This is a genomic window from Nocardioides glacieisoli (genome assembly GCF_004137245.1).
In the GTDB taxonomy this organism is placed as follows: Bacteria; Actinomycetota; Actinomycetes; order Propionibacteriales; family Nocardioidaceae; genus Nocardioides; species Nocardioides glacieisoli.
Window position 1 is genome coordinate 293606 of sequence record NZ_SDWS01000005.1, and the last position, 19387, is coordinate 312992.

A 19387-nucleotide genomic window follows, 5' to 3' on the forward strand; every position below is an offset into this window, starting at 1 on the left:
GACGCAGTAGATTGGCTCCCATGAGCACAGCGATCATCGGCGCGGGCGTGATGGGGGAGACCCTGCTGTCCGGGCTCGTACGAGCCGGGCGTCGCGTCGACCAGCTGATGGTCGGCGAGAAGCGTTCCGAGCGAGCCCGCGAGCTCGAGGAGCGCTACGGCGTCGCCGTCGTCTCCAACCGCGAGGCCGCCGCGAAGGCCGACACCGTCGCGCTGGTGGTCAAGCCGCAGGACATGGGCGACGTGCTCGACGAGATCGCCCCCGAGCTGCGCCCCGGCCAGCTCGTGGTCTCGCTCGCTGCGGGCATCACCACGGCCTTCATCGAGGCGCGCGTGCCCGAGGGCGTCGCCGTCGTGCGGGTCATGCCCAACACCCCGGCGCTCGTCGACGAGGGGATGGCAGCGATCTCGCCCGGCTCGCACTGCGACGAGGCCCACCTCGCCGAGGTCGAGGCGCTGATGGCGTCGACCGGCAAGGTGCTGCGCATCCCGGAGAAGCAGATGGACGCGGTCACCGCGATCTCCGGCTCCGGCCCGGCCTACATCTTCTTCGTCGTCGAGTCGATGATCGAGGCCGGCGTGCACCTCGGCCTGCCGCGCGCCACCGCCACCGAGCTCGTCGTGCAGACGCTCGTCGGGTCGGCCACGATGCTCCGGGAGACCGGCACCCACCCCGTCGTCCTGCGCGAGCAGGTCACCTCGCCCGGCGGCACCACCGCGTCCGCGCTGCGCGAGCTCGAGGTGCACAAGGTCCGCGCCGCCTTCCTCGCCGCGATGGAGGCCGCACGCAACCGCTCGCGCGAGCTGGCCGAGGGTTCCTGAACCGACAGGACTGTCGGTCGCCGGGCGTAGCGTGCCGGGCATGAAGCGCTTCTCGCAGGAGGACCTGTCCGGCGCCGAGTTCCGCGAGTGCGACCTCAGCAGCGCCCGCCTGGTCGGCGTGGTCATGCAGGACTCGGTGATCGACGGCCTGGTGACCAACCTCGTGGTCAACGGCGTCGAGGTGACGGCGTACGTCGAGGAGGAGCTGGACCGGCGCCACCCGGTCCGCCTGCTCGTCCGGTCCGACGACCCCGACGACCTGCGCCGCGCGGCGCGGCAGCTGCGCGCTGACTGGGCGGCGACCGTGGCGCGGATGCGCCAGTCGCCCGGCGTCGAGCACGCCAGCGTGAACGACGAGTGGTCGGCCGTGCAGACCCTGCGCCACCTGGTCTTCGTCCACGACTCGTGGTTCCGGCGCTGCTGCCTCGGCTCGACCGAGGCGTTCACGCCGATGGGGCTCGGGATCGAGGACGTGCCCGACCGCGAGGCGCAGGGCCTCGACCCGTCGGCGGACCCGACCCTCGACGAGGTGGTGGCCGTCCGCGACGAGCAGGCGGCCGAGCTCGAGCACTGGCTGGACGTCGTCACCGCCGAGCAGCTCGCCGCGCCGGCGCCGGTCCCCGACGACGACAGGTGGCCGCCCTACGCGCGCGGCCGGTCGGTGGCCCAGTGCCTCCGCACGGTCCTCAACGAGGAGCACGAGCACCACAGGTTCTGCGTGCGCGACCTCGACCTCGCCGAGCGCTCAGCCGCGCAGTGACCGCACCAGGCCGAGGCCGTCGTCGACCAGGCCGCGCACCAGCGGCAGTCGGGTGAGCCGCACCGACCGGTCGACGAGCGGGACCAGGCCGGCGATCAGCGTGCGCGTACGCCGCTGGCCGGGGCTGTCGTCGTGCACCCAGAAGAGCACGACGCCCATGTGCAGCAGCCACAGGAGGTCGGGCAGCTCCTGGCGCAGGGCAGGCGCGACCTTGAGGTCGGACCCTGTGACCGCCCTGCGGAACAGCTCCGTGCTCGCCTCGCGCGCCGGCGCGGACTCGGGGGAGAAGGGGGAGAGCGGCGAGCGCGGGTCGGCGGCGTTGCGGAAGAACTGGCCGCCGAAGTCGTGGAACGGCTCGGCGACGTCGACGAACGACTCCATCACCCCACGGAGCCGGTCGGCGAACACCGTCGTGTCGTACGCCGCCTCGGCAGCGGCTGCGTGCTCGACCTGGAGCTGGTCGTAGAACGCCTGGACCAACTGCTCCTTGCCGGAGAAGTAGTAGTAGGTGCTGCCCAGCGAGACACCCGCCTCGTCGGCGATCGCGCGCATGGTGGCGGCGTCGTACCCGCTGGAGCGGAACAGTCGCAGCGCGGCGTCGACGATGCCGGCACGGGTCAGCTCAGCCTTCGCCGTCCTTGTCTCCGCCACGCCCGACACCCTAGGCGAACCGCGGCATGTCGACCCGCGCGGTGATCTCGGACGTGATGGCGCCCAGAAGCGCGGCTGCCACGTAGGGGTAGGGGCCGAGCGAGGAGAGGGTCGGGCCGATCCGGAAGCCGATCCAGGGCGCGTCGGGCACCCAGGCGACCGCCATCGTCATCACCACCGGCGGGAGCGCTGCACCCAGCAGGAAGGCACGCCGGGCGGCGACCGCGAGGGGCAGGTGGGGTCCGACCAGGAAAGCGAGCGGCAGCCCGGCGACGAGGCCCACCGAGGCACCGATCGGCCCGCCCACGACGACGGCCACAGGAACCACCAGCACCGGCGCGGCGAGTGGGGCGGAGAGCAGGAGCGGTACGCCGAGCAGCAGGCCCACCGTCACGAGGCCGCAGAAGAAGCCGAGCAGCGGGCCCATCGAGATCCAGCGCCACTCGACCTGGTACGGGTGGCTCACGGCTCCACCGAGGGGCGCAGCGGCTGGAAGTCGGCTTGCCAGCGGGCGAGGGGACCGCCGAGGACGCACGCCCCGGTCGCCAGCATCAGCGCCCAGGCCTCCTCGCCGTCCCAGCGGGACAGGTCGATCGACCCGGTGACGAGGATGGCCAGCAGCATGGTGGCCGGCGGCAGCACGAAGCCCAGGCGGAACGCGCGACGCCGGGCGACGTCGCGGGGCAGATGGGCGCCGACGAGGACCATCAGCTCCAACCCGACGACGAGTCCGACCACGGCGCCGCCGATGCCGCCGAAGATGATGGCCACGAGCACGCCCCAGACCAGGTCCCCGAGGATGAGCTCGGGGCTCCCCTGCCCCACCAGGGCGATGACCGGCACCAGCAGGACGATCGCGACGCCGGTGACGGCGCCGGCGAGCGCGCCCAGGATGCCGCCCATCGGGAACCAGCGGACCTGCGGTCGCCAGAGAACGGTACGGGTGCTCATCGATGCTCCTCGGTGGATTCGAACGCGTTCAAAAGACAGTGGCACAGAAACCGAACATGTTCAACTCCTTCCTACGGGCGAGCCGGAGCCGGTGCCGGAGTAACGTCCGCCACATGGAGTGCGCAGGACCCACGTCAGTCGTCTTCGACCCGACGCTCACCGACTACAACTTCGGCCCGACGCACCCGATGTCCCCGGTCCGCGTCGACCTGACCATGCGGCTCGCCGAGGAGCTGGGGGTGCTCGACGGCGTCAAGATGGTCGACGCCCCGATGGCAACGGACGAGCAGATCGCCACGGTCCACGACCAGGGCCTCATCGACGCAGTCACCCGCTGCGGCACCGAGCCGGGCCACGAGTCTCCCGAGCACGGCCTCGGCACCGACGACGACCCGGTCTTCAAGGACATGCACATCGCGAGCGCGCACGTGGTCGGCGCCAGCCTCGAGGCGTTCCGCCAGGTGTGGAGCGGCGAGTCGCTCCACTCGGTCAACATCGCCGGCGGGCTGCACCACGCGATGCCCGGCCGGGCGAGCGGCTTCTGCATCTACAACGACGTCGCGATCGGCATCAAGCAGCTCCTGGCCGACGGCGCCGAGCGGGTGGCCTACGTCGACATCGACGTGCACCACGGCGACGGGGTCGAGGCGATCTTCTGGGACGACCCGCGGGTGCTGACCATCTCCCTGCACGAGACCGGGCAGATGCTCTTCCCCGGCACCGGCTTCCCGGGCGACACCGGCGGCGATGCGGCCGAGGGCACGGCGGTCAACGTCGCGCTCCCGCCCGGCACCTCCGACGCCGGGTGGCTGCGTGCGTTCCACGCCGTCGTACCCCCGCTGCTCCGCGAGTTCGCCCCCGACGTGCTCGTGACGCAGCACGGGTGCGACTCCCACATGGACGACCCTCTCGCCCACATGATGCTCAGCGTCGACGGTCAGCGGGCGGCCTACCTCGCCCTCCACGAGCTCGCCCACGAGGTCGCCGACGGCAAGTGGGTCGTCACGGGCGGTGGCGGCTACTCGGTGATCGACGTGGTCCCGCGGGCGTGGGCGCACCTGCTCGCGATCGCCTCGGGGAACCCGATCGAGCCCACGGTGGCGACGCCCCCCGCGTGGCGGGCGTACGTCGAGGAGGTGCTGGGCGCGTCCGCCCCGCACCGGATGACCGACGGCCGCACGCCGGCGTTCCGCGACTGGTCCGCGGGCTACGACCCCGACTCCTGGCTGGACCGGGCGATCCACGCGACCCGCACCGCGGTGTTCCCGCTCCACGGCCTCGACCCGCTGCCCTGAGCAAGGATCTGGGCGGGGGTGCAGACGGCGATCGGTAAAGTTTCAAGCAGACACGCCGCGAGTCACACAAGTTTCTTTGGCATTCCTCTTCCCCACGCGTCACGCGACCCCTAATCTCAGTCGGAGCGGGACGCCTGTGACGCCGGTGGGGAAGCCGGCGCCGTCCCGCAAGAAGGATCGATGCACACCCATGGCTGAGAACACCCCTGGAGACATGTCGGAGGCCCGGTTCCTGACCATCGCCGAGGTCGCCTCGAAGATGCGCGTCTCGAAGATGACGGTCTACCGACTCGTCCACGGCGGCGAGCTGCCCGCGGTCCGCGTCGGCCGCTCGTTCCGGGTGACCGAGGACGACGTCAACGAGTACCTGCGCAAGAGCTTCTACAACGCCGGTTGATCCACCCGATCCCACCGCCCTGAGGCGATTCCACCCCCGACCCCACTGCCAAGTAGGGTGTCGGGGTCCGGCCGACGAGTGTCGGCCGAAAAGGAAGGTCTGATCCACGTGGGTTCTGTCATCAAGAAGCGGCGCAAGCGCATGGCCAAGAAGAAGCACCGCAAGCTCCTCAAGAAGACGCGCGTCCAGCGCCGCAAGCTCGGCAAGTAACACCCTCGACCATGGGACGGGTCGTGCTGGTCACCGGGATCTCCCGGGACATCGGCCGACGCTTCGCGCGCGCCGCGGCCGGCGACCCGTCCATCGATCGAGTCATCGGCGTCGACGTCATCCCTCCGCGGGGTGACATCGGGGACGTCTCCTTCGTGCGCGCCGACATCCGCAACCCCGTCATCGCGAAGGTCCTCGCCAAGGAGGACGTCGACACCGTCGTCCACATGAGCGTGATCGCCACCCCCGGCTCGGCCGGCGGGCGGGGGACGATGAAGGAGCTCAACGTCATCGGCTCCATGCAGCTGCTCGCTGCGTGCCAGAAGTCGACGACCGTCGATCGTCTCGTGGTGAAGTCGACGACGACGGTCTACGGCTCGAGCCCGCGCGACCCGGCGATGTTCACCGAGGACATGGGGCCCAAGCGGCTGCCGTCCTCGGGCTACGCCAAGGACGTCTACGAGATCGAGGGCTACGTCCGCGGCTTCGCCCGCCGTCGCCCCGACGTCGACGTGACGATGGTCCGCGCGGCCAACGTGATCGGCCCCCACGTCTCGAGCCCGCTCACCAACTACTTCCGGCTCCCGGTCATCCCGCGCGTGCTGGGCTTCGACCCGCGCCTGCAGTTCCTCCACGAGGACGACCTGATGCGGGTGCTCGCCCACGCGGCCACGCACGCGGTGCCCGGCACCTTCAACGTGGCAGGTGACGGGCTGCTGACCCTCGCCCAGGCCGTACGCCGTCTCGGCACGCCGTCCGTCGCGCTGCCCCGGTTCGCCGTCGGACGCCTCGGCGCGACGATGCGCCAGGCCCGCCTGTCGGACTTCTCGCCCGAGCAGCTGGGGTACCTCACCTACGGTCGGGGTGTGGACACCGCCCGGATGCGCAGCGTGCTCGGCTTCGAGCCGTCGTTCACGACCGCCGAGGCCTTCGCCGACTTCTGCCGTTCGGTGGCGCCCGCGACCGAACGCGCGAGGGAAGGGGCGGGTCGTGGCTGAGGAAGCACGCGAGGACGCCGTCGTCATCCCCATCGGCACCGGGGGTCGACCCGGTCGCGGGTCGGGCAGCGCGCGCCCGTCGTCGGCCGCCCGCAACCTCTCGGCCACCCGCAAGCCGGCCGCGGCCGCGAAGAAGGCCAGGTCCGCCAAGAAGGCCACGTCCCCGAAGCAGGCCAGGCCCGCCCGCGCCAAGGTGGCCCCCGTCGGCGAGCCGGCGCCCGCCGAGCAGCCCGCCGCCGCGGGCGACGCTCCCACGACCGGCATCCCGGTCGGCGACTGGCTCGCCGCGCTGCAGGCCGGTGCGCAGGAGGTCTTCGGCGACGACTGGGAGCGGCGCGCCGCCGAGCTGATGGCGTTCGCCCGCCGCCGGCTCGAGGGCGACTACGAGGTCGACGACTACGGCTTCGACCGCGAGCTGACCGAGCGGTTCTTCATGGCGGCCCTGCGCCCGATCGCGGAGAAGTGGTTCCGCCTCGAGGTGCGCGGCCTGGAGAACATCCCCGCCGAGGGAGGGGCACTCGTGGTGTCCAACCACTCGGGCACCGTGCCGCTCGACGGGCTGATGACCATGCTGGCCGTGCACGACAAGGCCCACCGCTCACTGCGCCCGCTCGGCGCGGACCTCGTCTTCAAGATGCCCATCGTCAGCTCGCTGGCCCGCAAGAGCGGTGCCACGCTGGCCTGTGTCGAGGACGCCGAGCGGATGCTCTCGGGCGGCGAGCTGGTCGGCGTGTGGCCCGAGGGGTTCAAGGGCATCGGCAAGCCGTTCAGCGAGCGCTACAAGCTGCAGCGCTTCGGCCGCGGCGGGTTCGTGTCCGCGGCGCTGCGCACCGGAGTGCCGATCATCCCGCTCTCCGTGGTCGGCGCCGAGGAGATCTACCCCCTCGTCGGCAACGTCCCGTCGCTCGCGCGGCTGCTCGGCGTGCCCTACATCCCGATCACGCCGTTCTTCCCGTGGCTCGGACCGCTGGGCATGGTGCCGCTGCCGTCGAAGTGGATCCTCGAGTTCGGCGAGCCGATCCGCACCGACTCCTACGACGCGGGCGAGGCCGAGGACCCGATGCTGGTCTTCAACGTCACCGACCAGGTGCGCGAGACGATCCAGCACACCCTCTTCGACCTGCTGCGCGAGCGCGACGGGGTCTTCAGCTAGCCCGGACCGGGCTAGGGCAGCAGGCCGCCGGTCGCGTTGCCGAGCAGGCCGCCGGTGGCACCGTCGAGGGTGCCGGTGACCTCACCGATCAGTCCGCCGGTGGCGTCGTCGACGGCGCCGGTCAACCCACCGACCGCTCCGCCGGTGACGCCGTTGAGCTGGGTGGTGAGGTTGCTGGTCGTGTTGGTGACGGTGGTGGTGACGTCCTTGACCGGCTTCGTCGGGTCGACGCCCTTGGTGGGCGTGACCGTCGGCGTGGGCGTGGGCGTCCCGGGCAGCAGCGTGGGCGCGGTCGTCGGCACGACCGACGTCGGGGTGACCGACGGGTCGGGGAGCACCTGCTGCGGGGACTGGAGCGCCTTGGGGATGGTGATGCCGGTGACGTCCTGGCCCGAGACGGGCACGGTCTCGAGCGTGAGCTCGTCGACGTCGAGGCCCTGGACCAGGTCGATCGCCGCGCTGGCGTTGAGGAAGTCAGGCGTCGTGGTGAGGGCGCCGTCGCAGAGACCACAGGCCGTGCTGATCTCGGTGTCGAGGTCGGTGAGGGTGCGACCGGCGGCGAGCAGCTCGTCGCTCGCGCTGTCGGGCAGCGTGCCCTGGAGCGCGTCGAGGCGGTCCATGCTGGTCGAGGTGAAGGCGCGCGCCACCTGGACGTCCGCGTCGGACCCGCCGGAGCCGTAGGACGTCAGCAGGCTGCGGACACCCTCGCCGGACTGCTCGGTGAAGGAGTCGAGGGTGTCGGGGATGAGCTGCTCGGTGCCGCCCGTGCCGGCGGCGAGCTCCTCGAGCTCGGTGAGGCGGGTCTCGGCCTGCGCGAGCAGGGTGCGACCACGGGCCGCGTCGTCGTCGGCCAGGCGCACCTGGGCGGACTCGATGCCGCGCTTGACGCCGTACAGCGACTCACCCGGAAGGGACGTCTGCGCCGCGACGGCCATGGTCGCGGTGGCGCCGACGAGGGCAGCTCCGCCGAGCAGCGTGGCGAGGCGACGGTCGCGCGGGCGGGTGGTGGACGGCATGGCCAGGCGCTGCGGGGCGGGCGGCTGGCGCACGAGCACCGTGTCGGCCTCGGCCATCAGGCGTTCGCGGAGCGAGCCGACGAACTCGGCCCGCGGTGCGACCTCGGGGAGCGCGCGGAGGTCGGACACGAGTGCCACCAGCTCGGCGTAGCGAGCGGCTTCGCGATCGGTGAGGGGGGCGCCGGGGCTCTGGGTGAGGAGGGCCTCGAACTCGTCGGCACGGCGTCGTGCCGAGAAGGCGGATGTCATCGCGCCCTTCCTGTCTCGCTGCTGGTGGGTCCTCCCACACAGACGAACGAAGCAGATCGGGTGCAAGTTACGGCAGTTGCCAATTCAGGGGAGGTCATCAGTCTCTCAACCCCTCGGGCATCAGCTTCGCGAGGTTGCGTACGCCGCGCAGCTGGAGCTGCTTGACGGCACCGTCCGAGCGGTTGAGCGCCTTCGCCGTCTCCGCGATCGACATGCCCTGGAGGAACCGCATGATCAGGCAGTCGCGCTGCTCGGTCGGCAGCTCGGTGAGGGCGGTGAGGAGCACCTCGTTGGTCAACCCGGCGAGGACCTCGTCCTCGGGACCGTCCGTCGCGTCGTCGTGCGGCGTCATGTCCTCGGTGGTCATCTCGAGGCGGGTGCGGCCGGCCTTGAAGTGATCGGTCGTGAGGTTGCGCGCGATGGTCATCAGCCAGGCGCCGAAGTCCTTGCCCTGCCACCGGAAGTTGTTCATGCTCCGCAGCGCGCGGAAGAAGGTCTCGGACGTGAGGTCCTCGGCGAGTGCCTGGGAGCGCGTGCGGTAGTAGAGGAAGCGGTAGACCGACGCCTGGTAGTGGTCGTAGAGGAGGCCGAACGCGTCCTTGTCGCCCTGGCGGGCAAGCTCGACGAGCGCGATCAGCCGCTCGCGCTCGGCCCCGTCGACCTCCGAGGAGGCCGCCTGGTCCTCGTCGCCGACGGGGGAGCCCGGTGAGCCGAGCCGGTCACCGTGGCCGCCGTCGAGCGGCAGCGACGCGGAGCCGGGTGAGGCCGTCTCGGCGTAGAGGATGCCGCCGGCCAGGCGCGCTGCCGGCTGCGGCGTGAGGGCAGCCCACACCGCACGCCTGAGCGCGTCGAGGCCGTCCTCGATGGGGTGCATGCGGTCCGTCCCTCCCGGTTGCAGCAGTCTTCACGATAAAGGGCTGCAGCGTCCTTGTGAACCCGTGAGTAACTACGAGTTACAGTCCGGCCGAACGGGTCAGGAACGCTCGCGACCGCGCACGCTGACTCCCACGGCGACCGCTCCCGACACGGCACCGGCGACCGCGGCGGCCACCAGGCCGGCCCGGGCGGCCTTGCGGCCGGTGCGGTAGTCGTGGATCCGCCAGCCGCGCGCCCTGGCGTGCGCCCGCAGCCGCGAGTCGGGGTTGATGGCGCAGGCGTCACCGACCATGGAGAGCATCGGGAGGTCGTTGAAGGAGTCGGAGTAGGCCGAGCAGCGCGTCAGGTCGAGCCCCTCGCGAGCCGCCAGGGCCCTGATCGCCTCGGCCTTCGCCGGGCCGTGCAGCAGGTCGCCGACGAGCTGTCCCGTGTAGACCCCGTCGACGTGCTCGGCCACCGTGCCCATCGCGCCGGTCAGTCCCAGCCGCCGGGCGATGATGCTGGCGATCTCGATCGGCGCCGCGGTCACCAGCCAGACCCGTTGTCCCTCGTCGAGGTGCAGCTGGGCGAGGGCGCGGGTGCCGGGCCAGATGCGGTGCGCCATCGCCTCGTCGAAGATCAGCTCGCCGAGCTCCGCGAGCTCGGCGGTGGTGTGGCCGGCGATGAAGGAGAGGGCCGAGGCGCGGGCCTCCGCGACGTGCGTCGGGTCCTCGACCCCGACGATCCGGAAGTAGGCCTGCTTCCAGGCCGCCCCGGCGATCTCCCTGGTGGTGAAGAACTTGCGACGGTGCAACCCGCGCGCGAAGAGGAAGATGCTGGCGCCCTGCATGATCGTGTTGTCGACGTCGAAGAACGCCGCGGCGCTCGGGTCGCTCGGCAGCATCAGCGCGTTCTCGACCTCGGCGGCTGCCGCGGCGGCCTCGCCCGCGAGGGCCGAGCGCTGCTGCAGGTTGAGCCTGCGCGGTCGCTCCGACGGGGTCACACCGCCAATCTAGCTGTGGAAGGATCGCGCCATGCCGCGCACCGACGTCTCCGCGTTCGTGGCCGAGGCTGCCGAGGACGTGCCGGAGCGGCAGGCGCTCGTCGAGAGTGGTGGACGGTCCCTCACGTGGGCCGGCCTCGAGGACGAGGTGGCCCGCATCGCGACCGGGCTCGGCGCGCACGGGATCCGCGCCGGCCAGCGGGTGATGATCCTCGTCGGCAACCGCATCGAGTTCGTGACCTCCTACCTCGGCGTCCTGCGCGCTCAGGTCGTCGCGGTCCCGGTGAACCCGCGCTCGACCGCCGGCGAGGTCGCTCGGATGATCGCCGACTCGGGCACGCGCCTGGTCGTGGTCGACGAGACCGCCGTCGACGTCGTACGCCGTGCCCTGTCCGAGCTCGGCGACGTCGCTGCCCCGACGGTGGTCGTCACCGGCGCCGATCCCGGGCCGGGCGAGGTCGGGTTCGCTGCCCTGCGCGCGGACGTCGTACGTCCCGTGCCCCCGCTGCCGGACCCGGAGAAGCTGGCCGCCCTCCTCTACACGAGCGGCACCTCGGGCCTGCCCCGCGCCGCGATGCTCAGCCACCGCGCGCTGCTGGCGAACATCGAGCAGGTCGCCTCCGTCGAGCCGCCGATGATGCACGGCGACGACGTCGTCCTCGGCGTGCTCCCGCTCTTCCACGTCTACGGCCTCAACGCGGTCCTCGGTGGCGTGCTGCGCCACCGCGCCCGCCTGCTGCTCGTCGAGCAGTTCGAGCCGCAGGCGGTGCTCGACCTGATCGACGACGAGGCCTGCAGCGTGGTGCCTATCGCGCCGCCCGTCTTCGTCCACTGGCTGCCCGACGAGCACCTGCGCGAGCGGCTGGGCCCGGTGCGGCTGGTTCTGTCCGGCTCGGCGCCGCTGGAGGCGCGGGTGATCGAGCAGTTCACCTCGATCACCGGCATCCCCGTCCACCAGGGCTACGGGCTCACCGAGGCCTCGCCCGTGGTCACCAGCACGCTGCGCAGCCGGGAACGTCAGGCGGCGTCGGTCGGTGCGGCCCTTCCCGGCATCGAGCTGCGGCTCGTCGACGAGGCCCGGCACCCGGTGGTCGGCGAGGACCCGGGCGAGATCCAGGTCCGCGGTGCCAACCTCTTCAGCGGCTACTGGCCCGACGGGGCCGACGGCCCGGACGCCGACGGCTGGTACGGCACGGGCGACGTCGGCTTCCTCGACGCCGACGGCGACCTGTTCCTCGTCGACCGGATCAAGGAGCTCGTCATCGTCAGCGGCTTCAACGTCTACCCGACCGAGGTCGAGGACGTGATCCGCGAGGTCGACGGCGTCGCGGACGCTGCGGTCATCGGGGTGCCCGACGAGGAGACCGGCGAGGCCGTGGTGGCGTACGTCGTCGCCTCGCGCCCGGTGACGCACCTCGAGGAGGCGGTCCGTGCGCACGCGATCGTGCGGCTGGCGCGCTTCAAGCACCCGAGCCGCATCGAGGTCGTCGACGAGCTGCCGCTCACGGTCACCGGCAAGGTGCAGAAGGGTCGGCTGCGCGGGATCGAGCGACGTCGGCTCGACGGACTGCTGTGAGCACCGCCCGCGTCACCCTCTACTCCCGCCAGGGCTGCCACCTCTGCGACGACGCCCGGCAGGTCGTGGCGCGGGTGTGCGCCGACCTGGGGGAGTCCTTCGACGAGGTCGACGTCGACACCGACGCCGACCTCGTGGATCGCTTCGGCGACGAGGTCCCGGTGACCTTCGTCGACGGCCGGCAGCACGACTTCTGGCGGGTCGACGAGGCCCGGCTGCGGGCGGCGCTCACCACACGCTGAGCGTGCTGTCGACACCCGCCAGAGGTGGGTCTTCTCACATGTGCTAGCCGACTGTTCTCCCGTTTTGTTCTCCCGTTCACAAACTCCTACAGTGACGGGGTCAGGCGATCCCCGTCCCTGGCTGGAGAGAAGCAACGCTGTGACCGCACGGACCCCCGACTCTGCCCGGGACATTCCCGAGGCAACTGTCGCTCGGCTTCCCGTGTACCTGCGTGCCCTCATCGGCCTCGCCGAGGACGGCACGACCACCTGCTCCAGCGAGGAGCTGGCTGCGTCCGCCGGCGTCAACAGCGCCAAGCTCCGCAAGGACCTCTCCTACCTCGGCAGCTACGGCACCCGCGGCGTCGGCTACGACGTGGAGTACCTCCGCTACCAGATCGCCCGCGAGATCGGCGTGACGCACGACTGGCCCGTGGTCATCGTCGGCATCGGAAACCTGGGCCACGCCCTCGCCAACTACTCCGGCTTCCGCAGCCGCGGCTTCCGGGTCGTCGCGCTGCTCGACGCCGACCCCAGCCGGCACGACGAGGTCGTCGCCGGCCTCGACGTCCGGTCCTTCGAGGAGCTCGAGTCGATCGTGACCGAGCACGACGTCTCCATCGGCGTGATCGCGACTCCCGCCGTCGCAGCGCAGGCGGTCGCGGACCGGATGGTCGCCGCCGGCATCACCAGCATCCTCAACTTCGCACCGAGCGTCCTCGCGGTGCCCGAGGGCGTCGACGTACGCAAGGTCGACCTGTCGATCGAGCTGCAGATCCTCGCGTACCACGAGCAGCGCAAGTCGGTGGGCACCGGAGCGGAGGGGGTCTCGTGAGCGTTCTCGTCGTGGGGATCTCCCACAAGTCCGCGCCGGTCGAGCTGCTCGAGCGGCTCGCTCTCGACCCGGACGGCGCGGTCAAGCTGATCGAGGACGTCATCGCCGGCGAGCACGTCGCCGAGGCCACCGCGATCGTCACCTGCAACCGCCTCGAGGTCTACGCCGAGGTCGACCGCTTCCACGGCAGCGTCGAGGACCTCTCCGGCCTCCTCGTCGCGCGCGCCGAGCAGTCCACCGAGGCACTGCTGCCGCACCTCTACGTCCACTACGACGAGGGCGCGGTCTCGCACCTCTTCCAGGTCGCCGCCGGGCTCGACTCGATGGTCGTCGGCGAGGGCCAGATCCTCGGCCAGACCCGGGACGCGCTCCGCGTGGGCCAGGAGCACGGCACCGTCGGACCGGCCCTCAACACGCTCTTCCAGCAGGCGTTGCGCGTCGGCAAGCGCGCCCACGCCGAGACCGACATCGACCGGGCGGCCCCGTCGCTCGTCTCCGCAGCGCTGGAGCGCAGCAGCGTCCCGGTCGCGGGTGCTCGCGCGCTCGTGATCGGCGCCGGCGCGATGGCGTCTCTCGCCGCCGCCCACCTCTCGCGCGGCGGCGCGTCCGCCATCACCGTGCTCAACCGCACCGCTGCCAGCGCCCAGCGGCTCGCCGAGGAGTACGGCGCCACCTCGGCGCCGCTGTCGGCGCTCGCCGACGTGCTGCCGCTGGCCGACATCGTCATCTCGTGCACCGGCGCCCCCGAGCCGCTGGTCCGCCTGGCCGACGTGGTGACTGCCCGCGGAGGCAGTGACCGCCCGCTGGCCGTCATCGACCTCGCGCTGCCCCACGACGTCGACCCGTCCGTCGCCGACCTGCCGGGCGTCGAGCTGATCAGCCTCGCCGGCCTCGCCGAGGAGCTGCGCGGACTCGAGGCATCTGCCGGCGTGGACGACGTACGCGCGATCGTGGCGCAGGAGATCGCCGCCTTCCTGGCCGTGCGCCGCCAGGCCAGCGTCACCCCCACCGTCGTGGCCCTCCGGTCGATGGCCACGTCCGTCGTCGACGCGGAGATGGCACGGCTCGCCACCCGGCTGCCGGGCCTCGACGAGGCCACGCGCGCCGAGGTGCTCCAGACGGTCCGGCGGGTCGCCGACAAGCTGCTCCACGAGCCGACCGTCCGGGTCAAGGAGCTCGCCGACGCCGAGCCTGCGGTCTCCTACACCGCCGCGCTGGCCGAGCTGTTCCGTCTCGACCCCGAGGCCGTGGACGCCATCTCGCGAGCGGAGGGCAAGCAACCATGACAGCCCCGCTCCGCCTCGGCACCCGCGCCTCCGCGCTCGCGACCACCCAGTCCGGCCTCGTCGCCGACCTGATCCGCGAGCACCTCGGCCGCGAGGTCGAGCTCGTCGAGGTCTCGACCGAGGGTGACCGCACCGCGGCGCCGCTGGCCACGCTCGGCGGCACCGGCGTCTTCGTCAGCGCCCTGCGCGACGCCCTGCTCGCGGGGGAGGTCGACGTCGCCGTCCACTCCCTCAAGGACATCCCCACGACCCCCGCCGACGGGATCGCGCTCGCCGCCGTGCCGCAGCGCGAGGACCCCCGCGACGCGGTCGTCGCCCGCGACGGCCTCACCCTCGGCGAGCTGCCCGTCGGCAGCCGCCTCGGCACTGGGTCCCCGCGCCGGGTGAGCCAGCTCGAGGCGCTCGGCCTCGGCCTCGAGATCGAGGGCATCCGCGGCAACGTCGACACCCGGATCCGCAAGGTCCGCGACGGGTCCTACGACGCCGTGGTCCTGGCCCGCGCCGGGCTCGCCCGCCTCGGCCGCCTCGACGAGATCACCGAGGTGCTCGACCCCCTCCAGATGCTCCCCGCCCCCGGGCAGGGCGCGCTCGCCGTCGAGTGCCGCTCCGGCGACACCGACCTGGTGGCCGCGCTCGGCCGGCTGGACGACGCCCCCACCCGTGCCGCGGTCACCGCGGAGCGGGCCGTGCTCAACACCCTCGAGGCCGGTTGCTCCGCCCCGCTGGGTGCCCTGGCCGAGGTCGTCGAGGGCGAGGACGGGGAGGAGCTGTGGCTGCGCGCCGTGGCCCTCTCCGAGGACGGTGGCCTGTCCGTACGGATGAGCGCCACCGGCCCGGTCACCGAGGCCGAACAGCTCGGCAGACGACTCGCGAGCGACATGCTCGACGACGGAGCAGCAGACCTGATGCACGCACCACCAGTGAGGAACACACACGCATGACGCGAGTACAGACCCCGCAGGCCACCGGCACCGAACAGGGCAAGGCGGCCACCCCCGGCTGGGTGTCGTTCGTCGGCAGCGGACCCGGCGACCCGGGCCTGCTGACGGTGCGTGCCGTGGAGCTGATCCAGACGGCCGAGGTGATCGTCACCGAGGCGCCGGACCACGTCGACCTGGTCCGCTTGGTCCTCGGCCTGCCCCTCGGCGCCGAGGGCGGCCCGGAGATCGTCGACGGAGGCTTCGGCGAGGACGGCCAGCCGCTGACCCACGCGGCCCGCGCCAAGGTCGTCGTACGCCACGGCAAGAAGCAGCGCGTCGTGCGCCTGATGACCGGCGACCCGTTCCTCTACGCCTCCGGCCCCGAGGAGGCGCAGGCCTGCGTCAAGGCCGGCGTCGGCTTCGAGGTCGTCCCCGGCGTCTCCTCCGTGAGCGCGGTCCCGGCCTACGCCGGCATCCCGCTGACCACCAAGCGCCACCGGGAGATGGCCGTCGTCACCTGCGGCGAGAAGGTCGACTGGACCGCCTACGCCGACGACCGCACGCTCGTCCTGCTCTCCGGGGTGGGCAGCATCGGTGAGACCGCGGCCGCGCTGATCGAGGCCGGTCGCTCGCCCGAGACGCCCGTCGCGGTGACCCGCGTCGGCACCACGACCGAGCAGCAGACGCTCATCTCCACCCTCGCGGCGATCGCCGCCGACGTCCGCTCGGCGCGGATCGCGCCGCCGGCGATCATCGTCATCGGCGACGTCGTCGACCTGCGCCAGACGCTGTCGTGGTTCGAGACCAAGCCGCTCTTCGGCTGGCGCGCGCTGGTGCCCCGCACCAAGGAGCAGGCCGGCTCGCTGTCGCGTCGCCTGCGGGAGTACGGCGCCGTGCCCGAGGAGGTGCCGACCATCTCGGTCGAGCCGCCGCGCAACCCGCTCCAGATGGACAAGGCCGTCCGCGGTCTCGTCGAGGGCCGCTACGAGTGGATCGCCTTCACCTCGGTCAACGCGGTCAAGGCCGTGCGCGAGAAGTTCGAGGACTACGGCCTCGACGCGCGTGCGTTCTCCGGCCTGAAGATCGCCGCCGTCGGTGACAAGACCGCCCGGGCGATCGCCGACTGGGGCCTGCGCGCCGACCTGGTGCCGTCCGGTGAGCAGTCCGCTGCCGGCCTGCTCGAGGACTGGCCGCCCTACGACGACGTGCTCGACCCGATCAACCGGGTCTTCCTGCCGCGCGCCGACATCGCGACCGAGAACCTCGTCGCCGGCCTGATCGACCTCGGCTGGGAGTGCGACGACGTCACGGCCTACCGCACCGTGCGCGCGACCCCGCCGCCGGCGCCGGTCCGCGACGCGATCAAGACCGGCAAGTTCGACGCCGTCGTCTTCACGTCGTCCTCGACCGTGCGCAACCTCGTCGGCATCGCCGGCAAGCCGCACCCGTCGACGATCATCGCCGTCATCGGGCCGGCCACGGCCAAGACCGCGGAGGAGCACGGCCTGCGGGTCGACGTCCTCGCGCCGTCGCCCGACGTCGAGGTCCTCGTCGACGCGCTCGCCGACTTCGGCGCCTCGCGGCGCCTCGCGATGCTGGAGGCGGGCGAGCCCGTCACCCGGCCGAGCGAGCGCACCGCCTCGGGTCGTCGGAAGGCACGCGCGAAGTGACCGACGAGCACCGCGAGATCCAGCCCCCGCTCGTCCGGCCCCGCCGGCTGCGGCGCACTCCTGCGCTGCGCCGGATGGTCGCCGAGACGTCGGTGCAGCCGAGCTCGCTGGTGCTCCCCGTGTTCGTCCGCGAGAACGCGACCGAGCCCCGCCCGATCGCGTCGATGCCGGGCGTCGTCCAGCATTCACGCGACTCGCTGCGGGCTGCGGTCGCCGAGGCGGCCGAGCTGGGTCTCGGTGGCGTGATGCTCTTCGGCATCCCGGAGACCAAGGACGCCACCGGCTCCGGTGGCATCGACCCCGCCGGCGTGCTCAACCTCGCGATCACCGACGTGGTGGCCGAGGTCGGCGACCAGCTCACCGTGATGTCGGACCTGTGCCTCGACGAGTTCACCGACCACGGCCACTGCGGGCTGCTCACGCCCGACGGCGACGTCGACAACGACCTCACGCTGGCGGCGTACGCCGACATGGCGCTCGTGCAGGCCGCAGCCGGCGTCGACATGGTCGGCCCCAGCGGGATGATGGACGGCCAGGTCGGCGTGGTGCGCGACGCGCTCGACTCGGCGGGCCACCACCACGTCTCGATCCTCGCCTACTCCGCGAAGTACGCCTCCGCGTTCTTCGGGCCCTTCCGCGAGGCCGTCGACTCGTCCCTCGTGGGCGACCGCAAGACCTACCAGCAGGACCCCGCCAACGCCGTCGAGGGCGTGCGAGAGGTGCTGCTCGACGTCGAGCAGGGCGCCGACATCGTGATGGTGAAGCCCGCCCTGGCCTACCTCGACGTGATCCGCCGCGTGCGCGACGCCGTCGACATCCCGGTCGCCGCCTACAACATCTCCGGCGAGTACTCCATGGTCGAGGCCGCCGCCGCGAACGGCTGGATCGACCGCGAGGCCGCCATCCTGGAGACCCTCACCTCGATCCGCCGCGCCGGCGCCGACGTGATCCTCACCTACTGGGCCTCCGAGGCCGCGAGGCTCGTCCGCCGCTGACGTCTCCGGCCCGCTCGTCGAGCGGATTCGCCGGCTGCGGAATGCCCCTCACGCACCGCTCACCAGGGTCCGCGGCGCCGAGCGGTGATGGAGCCACATTTCCGGGCTGCGGAGTGTGGGTGGACCACCGCTGGCCCGCGTGTCGTCGTACGACGCGCCCGTGGGCGGTGACGGAGCCACATGCGGGCGCCGCGGAATGTGGCTGGACCACCGCTCGGCGGCGGCGAGCTCAGGGGTTGAGGAGCTTGTTGGCGCAGTCCAGCAGCTCGTTGGGCCCGGTGAGCGGGAGGTCGATGACGCCCTGCAGCGTGCACTGGGCGATCGCCTCGGCGAGGGTGAGCGTCGCCGAGATCGTGGCCGTCGGGAGCGGGGGCAGCGTCGTCGGGATCGGCAGCGTCGGCGTCTGAGTCGGCGTCGGGACGACTGTCGTCGGGTTCTTCGTCGGCGTCGGCGTCTGGGTCGGAGTCTGCGTGGGCGTCTGCGTCGGAGTCTGGGTCGGCGTCTGTGTCGGCGTGGGAGTCGTCGTGGGCGACTTGGTCGGCTTCACGGTCGGCGTCGAGGTACCCGTGCCACCGCCGGTCGCGCCGCCCTTGCCGCCGCCCTTGGTGCCGGCGGTGCCCTTCGTCTCGGGGGTGATCACGCCCGAGGTGAGGACCGAGGTCGGGACCGCGCTGAAGTCGCCGTCCATGTAGGACTGCATGATCGACAGCACCAGGTCGACGTAGTCGTTGGAGTGGTTGTAGCGGTAGACCGAGGCGCGCTGGCCCTTCTCCTCGGAGAGGTCGTCCTCGCCCGAGCAGAGGTAGACGGCGGTCGCGAGCGCCGAGTCGTCGATGTCCTGCGGGTTGCGGGTGCCGTCGCTGTCGCCGTCCACGCCGACGACCGACCAGGTCGAGGGGATGAACTGCATCGGGCCGACCGCACGGTCCCACCTGGTGTCGTTGTCGTACTGCCCGGCATCGGTGTCGGCGATGCTCTGGGTGTTGTTCTTGCCGTTGAGGGCGATGCCGTAGATGCCGGGACGGGCCACGCCCTGGTCGTCGAGGGTGTTGCCGCCGTAGCGGCCGTGGTCGGACTCCACACGACCGATCGCCGCGATCAGCTCCCACGGAAGCGCGCAGCCGCGGTCGGCCTTGTTGATGACCGCCTCGGCACGCTGGTAGGCCGAGAGCGCCGCCTGCGGGATGCTGCTGGCCGAGCCGGGGGTGAGCGCGGCGGCACGGGTGACGGCGTCACCGACGCTGGCCGGCGCCTCGATCGCGGAGGCGGGGAGCACGGTGCCGTCCGGGAGAGTTCCGGGCCCGTCCTCGTCGGCGCTCGCGGCGCTGAGGTTCGCGCCGGCGAGGCTGGCGGTCCAGGCGGCGCTGAGCACGGCCAGGGGGACGAGTGTCGTCGCCCTGCGGAGTCGGCTTGAAGTCGACATTCTCTCTCGCTCCCCTTGATGTCCTGCACGCCATGATGCCCCCTCCGGGCGCCACGTACACACCCCAACGAGTGAAGAGCGCCACAAGTTACGTACCGGTAC

The 19387-nt window shown here is 72.1% G+C and carries 21 protein-coding genes; 14 read left to right on the forward strand and 7 right to left on the reverse strand.

What is annotated here, in order from left to right; translation table 11 throughout:
* Positions 1–20 precede the first annotated feature (20 nt).
* Both proC and EUA06_RS13040 read left to right on the forward strand, forming a co-directional pair.
* The gene (gene proC / locus EUA06_RS13035) at positions 21–821 is read left to right on the forward strand and encodes a pyrroline-5-carboxylate reductase (protein ID WP_129476331.1); all 801 of its coding nucleotides are present in this window, start codon (positions 21–23) and stop codon (positions 819–821) included.
* A gap of 40 nt (positions 822–861) precedes the next feature.
* Positions 862–1581: a DinB family protein gene (locus tag EUA06_RS13040; RefSeq protein ID WP_129476334.1), complete on the forward strand. Its 720-nt coding sequence runs from the start codon at positions 862–864 to the stop codon at positions 1579–1581.
* Here the strand turns inward: EUA06_RS13040 and EUA06_RS13045 are convergent.
* From EUA06_RS13045 to EUA06_RS13055, 3 genes are read right to left on the reverse strand one after another with little or no spacing between them, the layout of a single operon-like run.
* Positions 1567–2232: a TetR/AcrR family transcriptional regulator gene (locus EUA06_RS13045; RefSeq protein WP_129476337.1), complete on the reverse strand. Its 666-nt coding sequence runs from the start codon at positions 2230–2232 to the stop codon at positions 1567–1569. The genes EUA06_RS13040 and EUA06_RS13045 overlap by 15 nt on opposite strands.
* Before the next feature lie 10 nt (positions 2233–2242).
* Complete coding sequence (locus tag EUA06_RS13050) at positions 2243–2698, reverse strand: hypothetical protein (protein WP_129476339.1); 456 nt, start codon at positions 2696–2698, stop codon at positions 2243–2245.
* Positions 2695–3183, reverse strand: coding sequence for a hypothetical protein (locus EUA06_RS13055; RefSeq protein ID WP_129476342.1), 489 nt, complete (start codon positions 3181–3183; stop codon positions 2695–2697). The genes EUA06_RS13050 and EUA06_RS13055 overlap by 4 nt, the downstream gene beginning before the upstream one ends.
* Before the next feature lie 113 nt (positions 3184–3296).
* On the opposite strand from EUA06_RS13055, the gene EUA06_RS13060 reads away from it, so the two are divergent.
* The 5 genes from EUA06_RS13060 to EUA06_RS13080 all read left to right on the forward strand — a co-directional run bounded on the left by EUA06_RS13060 (position 3297) and on the right by EUA06_RS13080 (position 7236).
* Positions 3297–4478, forward strand: a complete 1182-nt coding sequence (locus EUA06_RS13060) for an acetoin utilization protein AcuC (protein WP_129476344.1) — start codon at positions 3297–3299, stop codon at positions 4476–4478.
* A 190-nt stretch (positions 4479–4668) separates the two neighbouring features.
* On the forward strand, positions 4669–4875 hold the full coding sequence (locus tag EUA06_RS13065) for a helix-turn-helix domain-containing protein (protein WP_129424401.1): 207 nt from the start codon (positions 4669–4671) through the stop codon (positions 4873–4875).
* 108 nt (positions 4876–4983) lie between these two features.
* On the forward strand, positions 4984–5085 hold the full coding sequence (locus EUA06_RS13070) for a 30S ribosomal protein bS22 (protein ID WP_008356322.1): 102 nt from the start codon (positions 4984–4986) through the stop codon (positions 5083–5085).
* An 11-nt stretch (positions 5086–5096) separates the two neighbouring features.
* Complete coding sequence (locus tag EUA06_RS13075) at positions 5097–6083, forward strand: NAD-dependent epimerase/dehydratase family protein (RefSeq protein ID WP_129476346.1); 987 nt, start codon at positions 5097–5099, stop codon at positions 6081–6083.
* Positions 6076–7236, forward strand: coding sequence for a lysophospholipid acyltransferase family protein (locus EUA06_RS13080; RefSeq protein ID WP_129476349.1), 1161 nt, complete (start codon positions 6076–6078; stop codon positions 7234–7236). Before EUA06_RS13075 ends, EUA06_RS13080 begins: the two co-directional genes overlap by 8 nt.
* A gap of 11 nt (positions 7237–7247) precedes the next feature.
* On the opposite strand, the gene EUA06_RS13085 is transcribed toward EUA06_RS13080, so the two are convergent.
* From EUA06_RS13085 to EUA06_RS13095, 3 genes are all read right to left on the reverse strand, one after another.
* Positions 7248–8501, reverse strand: coding sequence for a DUF5667 domain-containing protein (locus tag EUA06_RS13085; RefSeq protein ID WP_129476352.1), 1254 nt, complete (start codon positions 8499–8501; stop codon positions 7248–7250).
* A 97-nt stretch (positions 8502–8598) separates the two neighbouring features.
* On the reverse strand, positions 8599–9375 hold the full coding sequence (locus tag EUA06_RS13090; protein WP_129476354.1) for a sigma-70 family RNA polymerase sigma factor: 777 nt from the start codon (positions 9373–9375) through the stop codon (positions 8599–8601).
* 99 nt (positions 9376–9474) lie between these two features.
* On the reverse strand, positions 9475–10359 hold the full coding sequence (locus tag EUA06_RS13095; protein WP_129476357.1) for an HAD family hydrolase: 885 nt from the start codon (positions 10357–10359) through the stop codon (positions 9475–9477).
* Between the two features lie 31 nt (positions 10360–10390).
* On the opposite strand from EUA06_RS13095, the gene EUA06_RS13100 reads away from it, so the two are divergent.
* The 7 genes from EUA06_RS13100 to hemB all read left to right on the forward strand — a co-directional run bounded on the left by EUA06_RS13100 (position 10391) and on the right by hemB (position 17862).
* Positions 10391–11935: a class I adenylate-forming enzyme family protein gene (locus EUA06_RS13100; protein ID WP_129476360.1), complete on the forward strand. Its 1545-nt coding sequence runs from the start codon at positions 10391–10393 to the stop codon at positions 11933–11935.
* Positions 11932–12177, forward strand: coding sequence for a glutaredoxin family protein (locus EUA06_RS13105; protein ID WP_129476363.1), 246 nt, complete (start codon positions 11932–11934; stop codon positions 12175–12177). The genes EUA06_RS13100 and EUA06_RS13105 overlap by 4 nt, the downstream gene beginning before the upstream one ends.
* Positions 12178–12316: 139 nt before the next feature.
* Positions 12317–12991, forward strand: coding sequence for a redox-sensing transcriptional repressor Rex (locus EUA06_RS13110; protein WP_129476365.1), 675 nt, complete (start codon positions 12317–12319; stop codon positions 12989–12991).
* Positions 12988–14277 carry a glutamyl-tRNA reductase gene (locus tag EUA06_RS13115; RefSeq protein WP_129476367.1) on the forward strand — a complete coding sequence of 430 codons (1290 nt, stop codon included), beginning with the start codon at positions 12988–12990 and terminating at the stop codon, positions 14275–14277. Before EUA06_RS13110 ends, EUA06_RS13115 begins: the two co-directional genes overlap by 4 nt.
* On the forward strand, positions 14274–15218 hold the full coding sequence (gene hemC / locus EUA06_RS13120; RefSeq protein WP_129476370.1) for a hydroxymethylbilane synthase: 945 nt from the start codon (positions 14274–14276) through the stop codon (positions 15216–15218). Before EUA06_RS13115 ends, hemC begins: the two co-directional genes overlap by 4 nt.
* Complete coding sequence (locus EUA06_RS13125; protein ID WP_129476373.1) at positions 15215–16867, forward strand: bifunctional uroporphyrinogen-III C-methyltransferase/uroporphyrinogen-III synthase; 1653 nt, start codon at positions 15215–15217, stop codon at positions 16865–16867. Before hemC ends, EUA06_RS13125 begins: the two co-directional genes overlap by 4 nt.
* Positions 16864–17862: a porphobilinogen synthase gene (hemB, locus tag EUA06_RS13130; protein ID WP_277985671.1), complete on the forward strand. Its 999-nt coding sequence runs from the start codon at positions 16864–16866 to the stop codon at positions 17860–17862. Before EUA06_RS13125 ends, hemB begins: the two co-directional genes overlap by 4 nt.
* 229 nt (positions 17863–18091) lie before the next feature.
* On the opposite strand, the gene EUA06_RS23235 is transcribed toward hemB, so the two are convergent.
* A complete protein-coding gene (locus EUA06_RS23235) occupies positions 18092–19285 on the reverse strand; it encodes a lytic transglycosylase domain-containing protein (RefSeq protein WP_129476376.1) in 1194 nt (397 codons plus the stop codon).
* Positions 19286–19387: the final 102 nt, after the last annotated feature.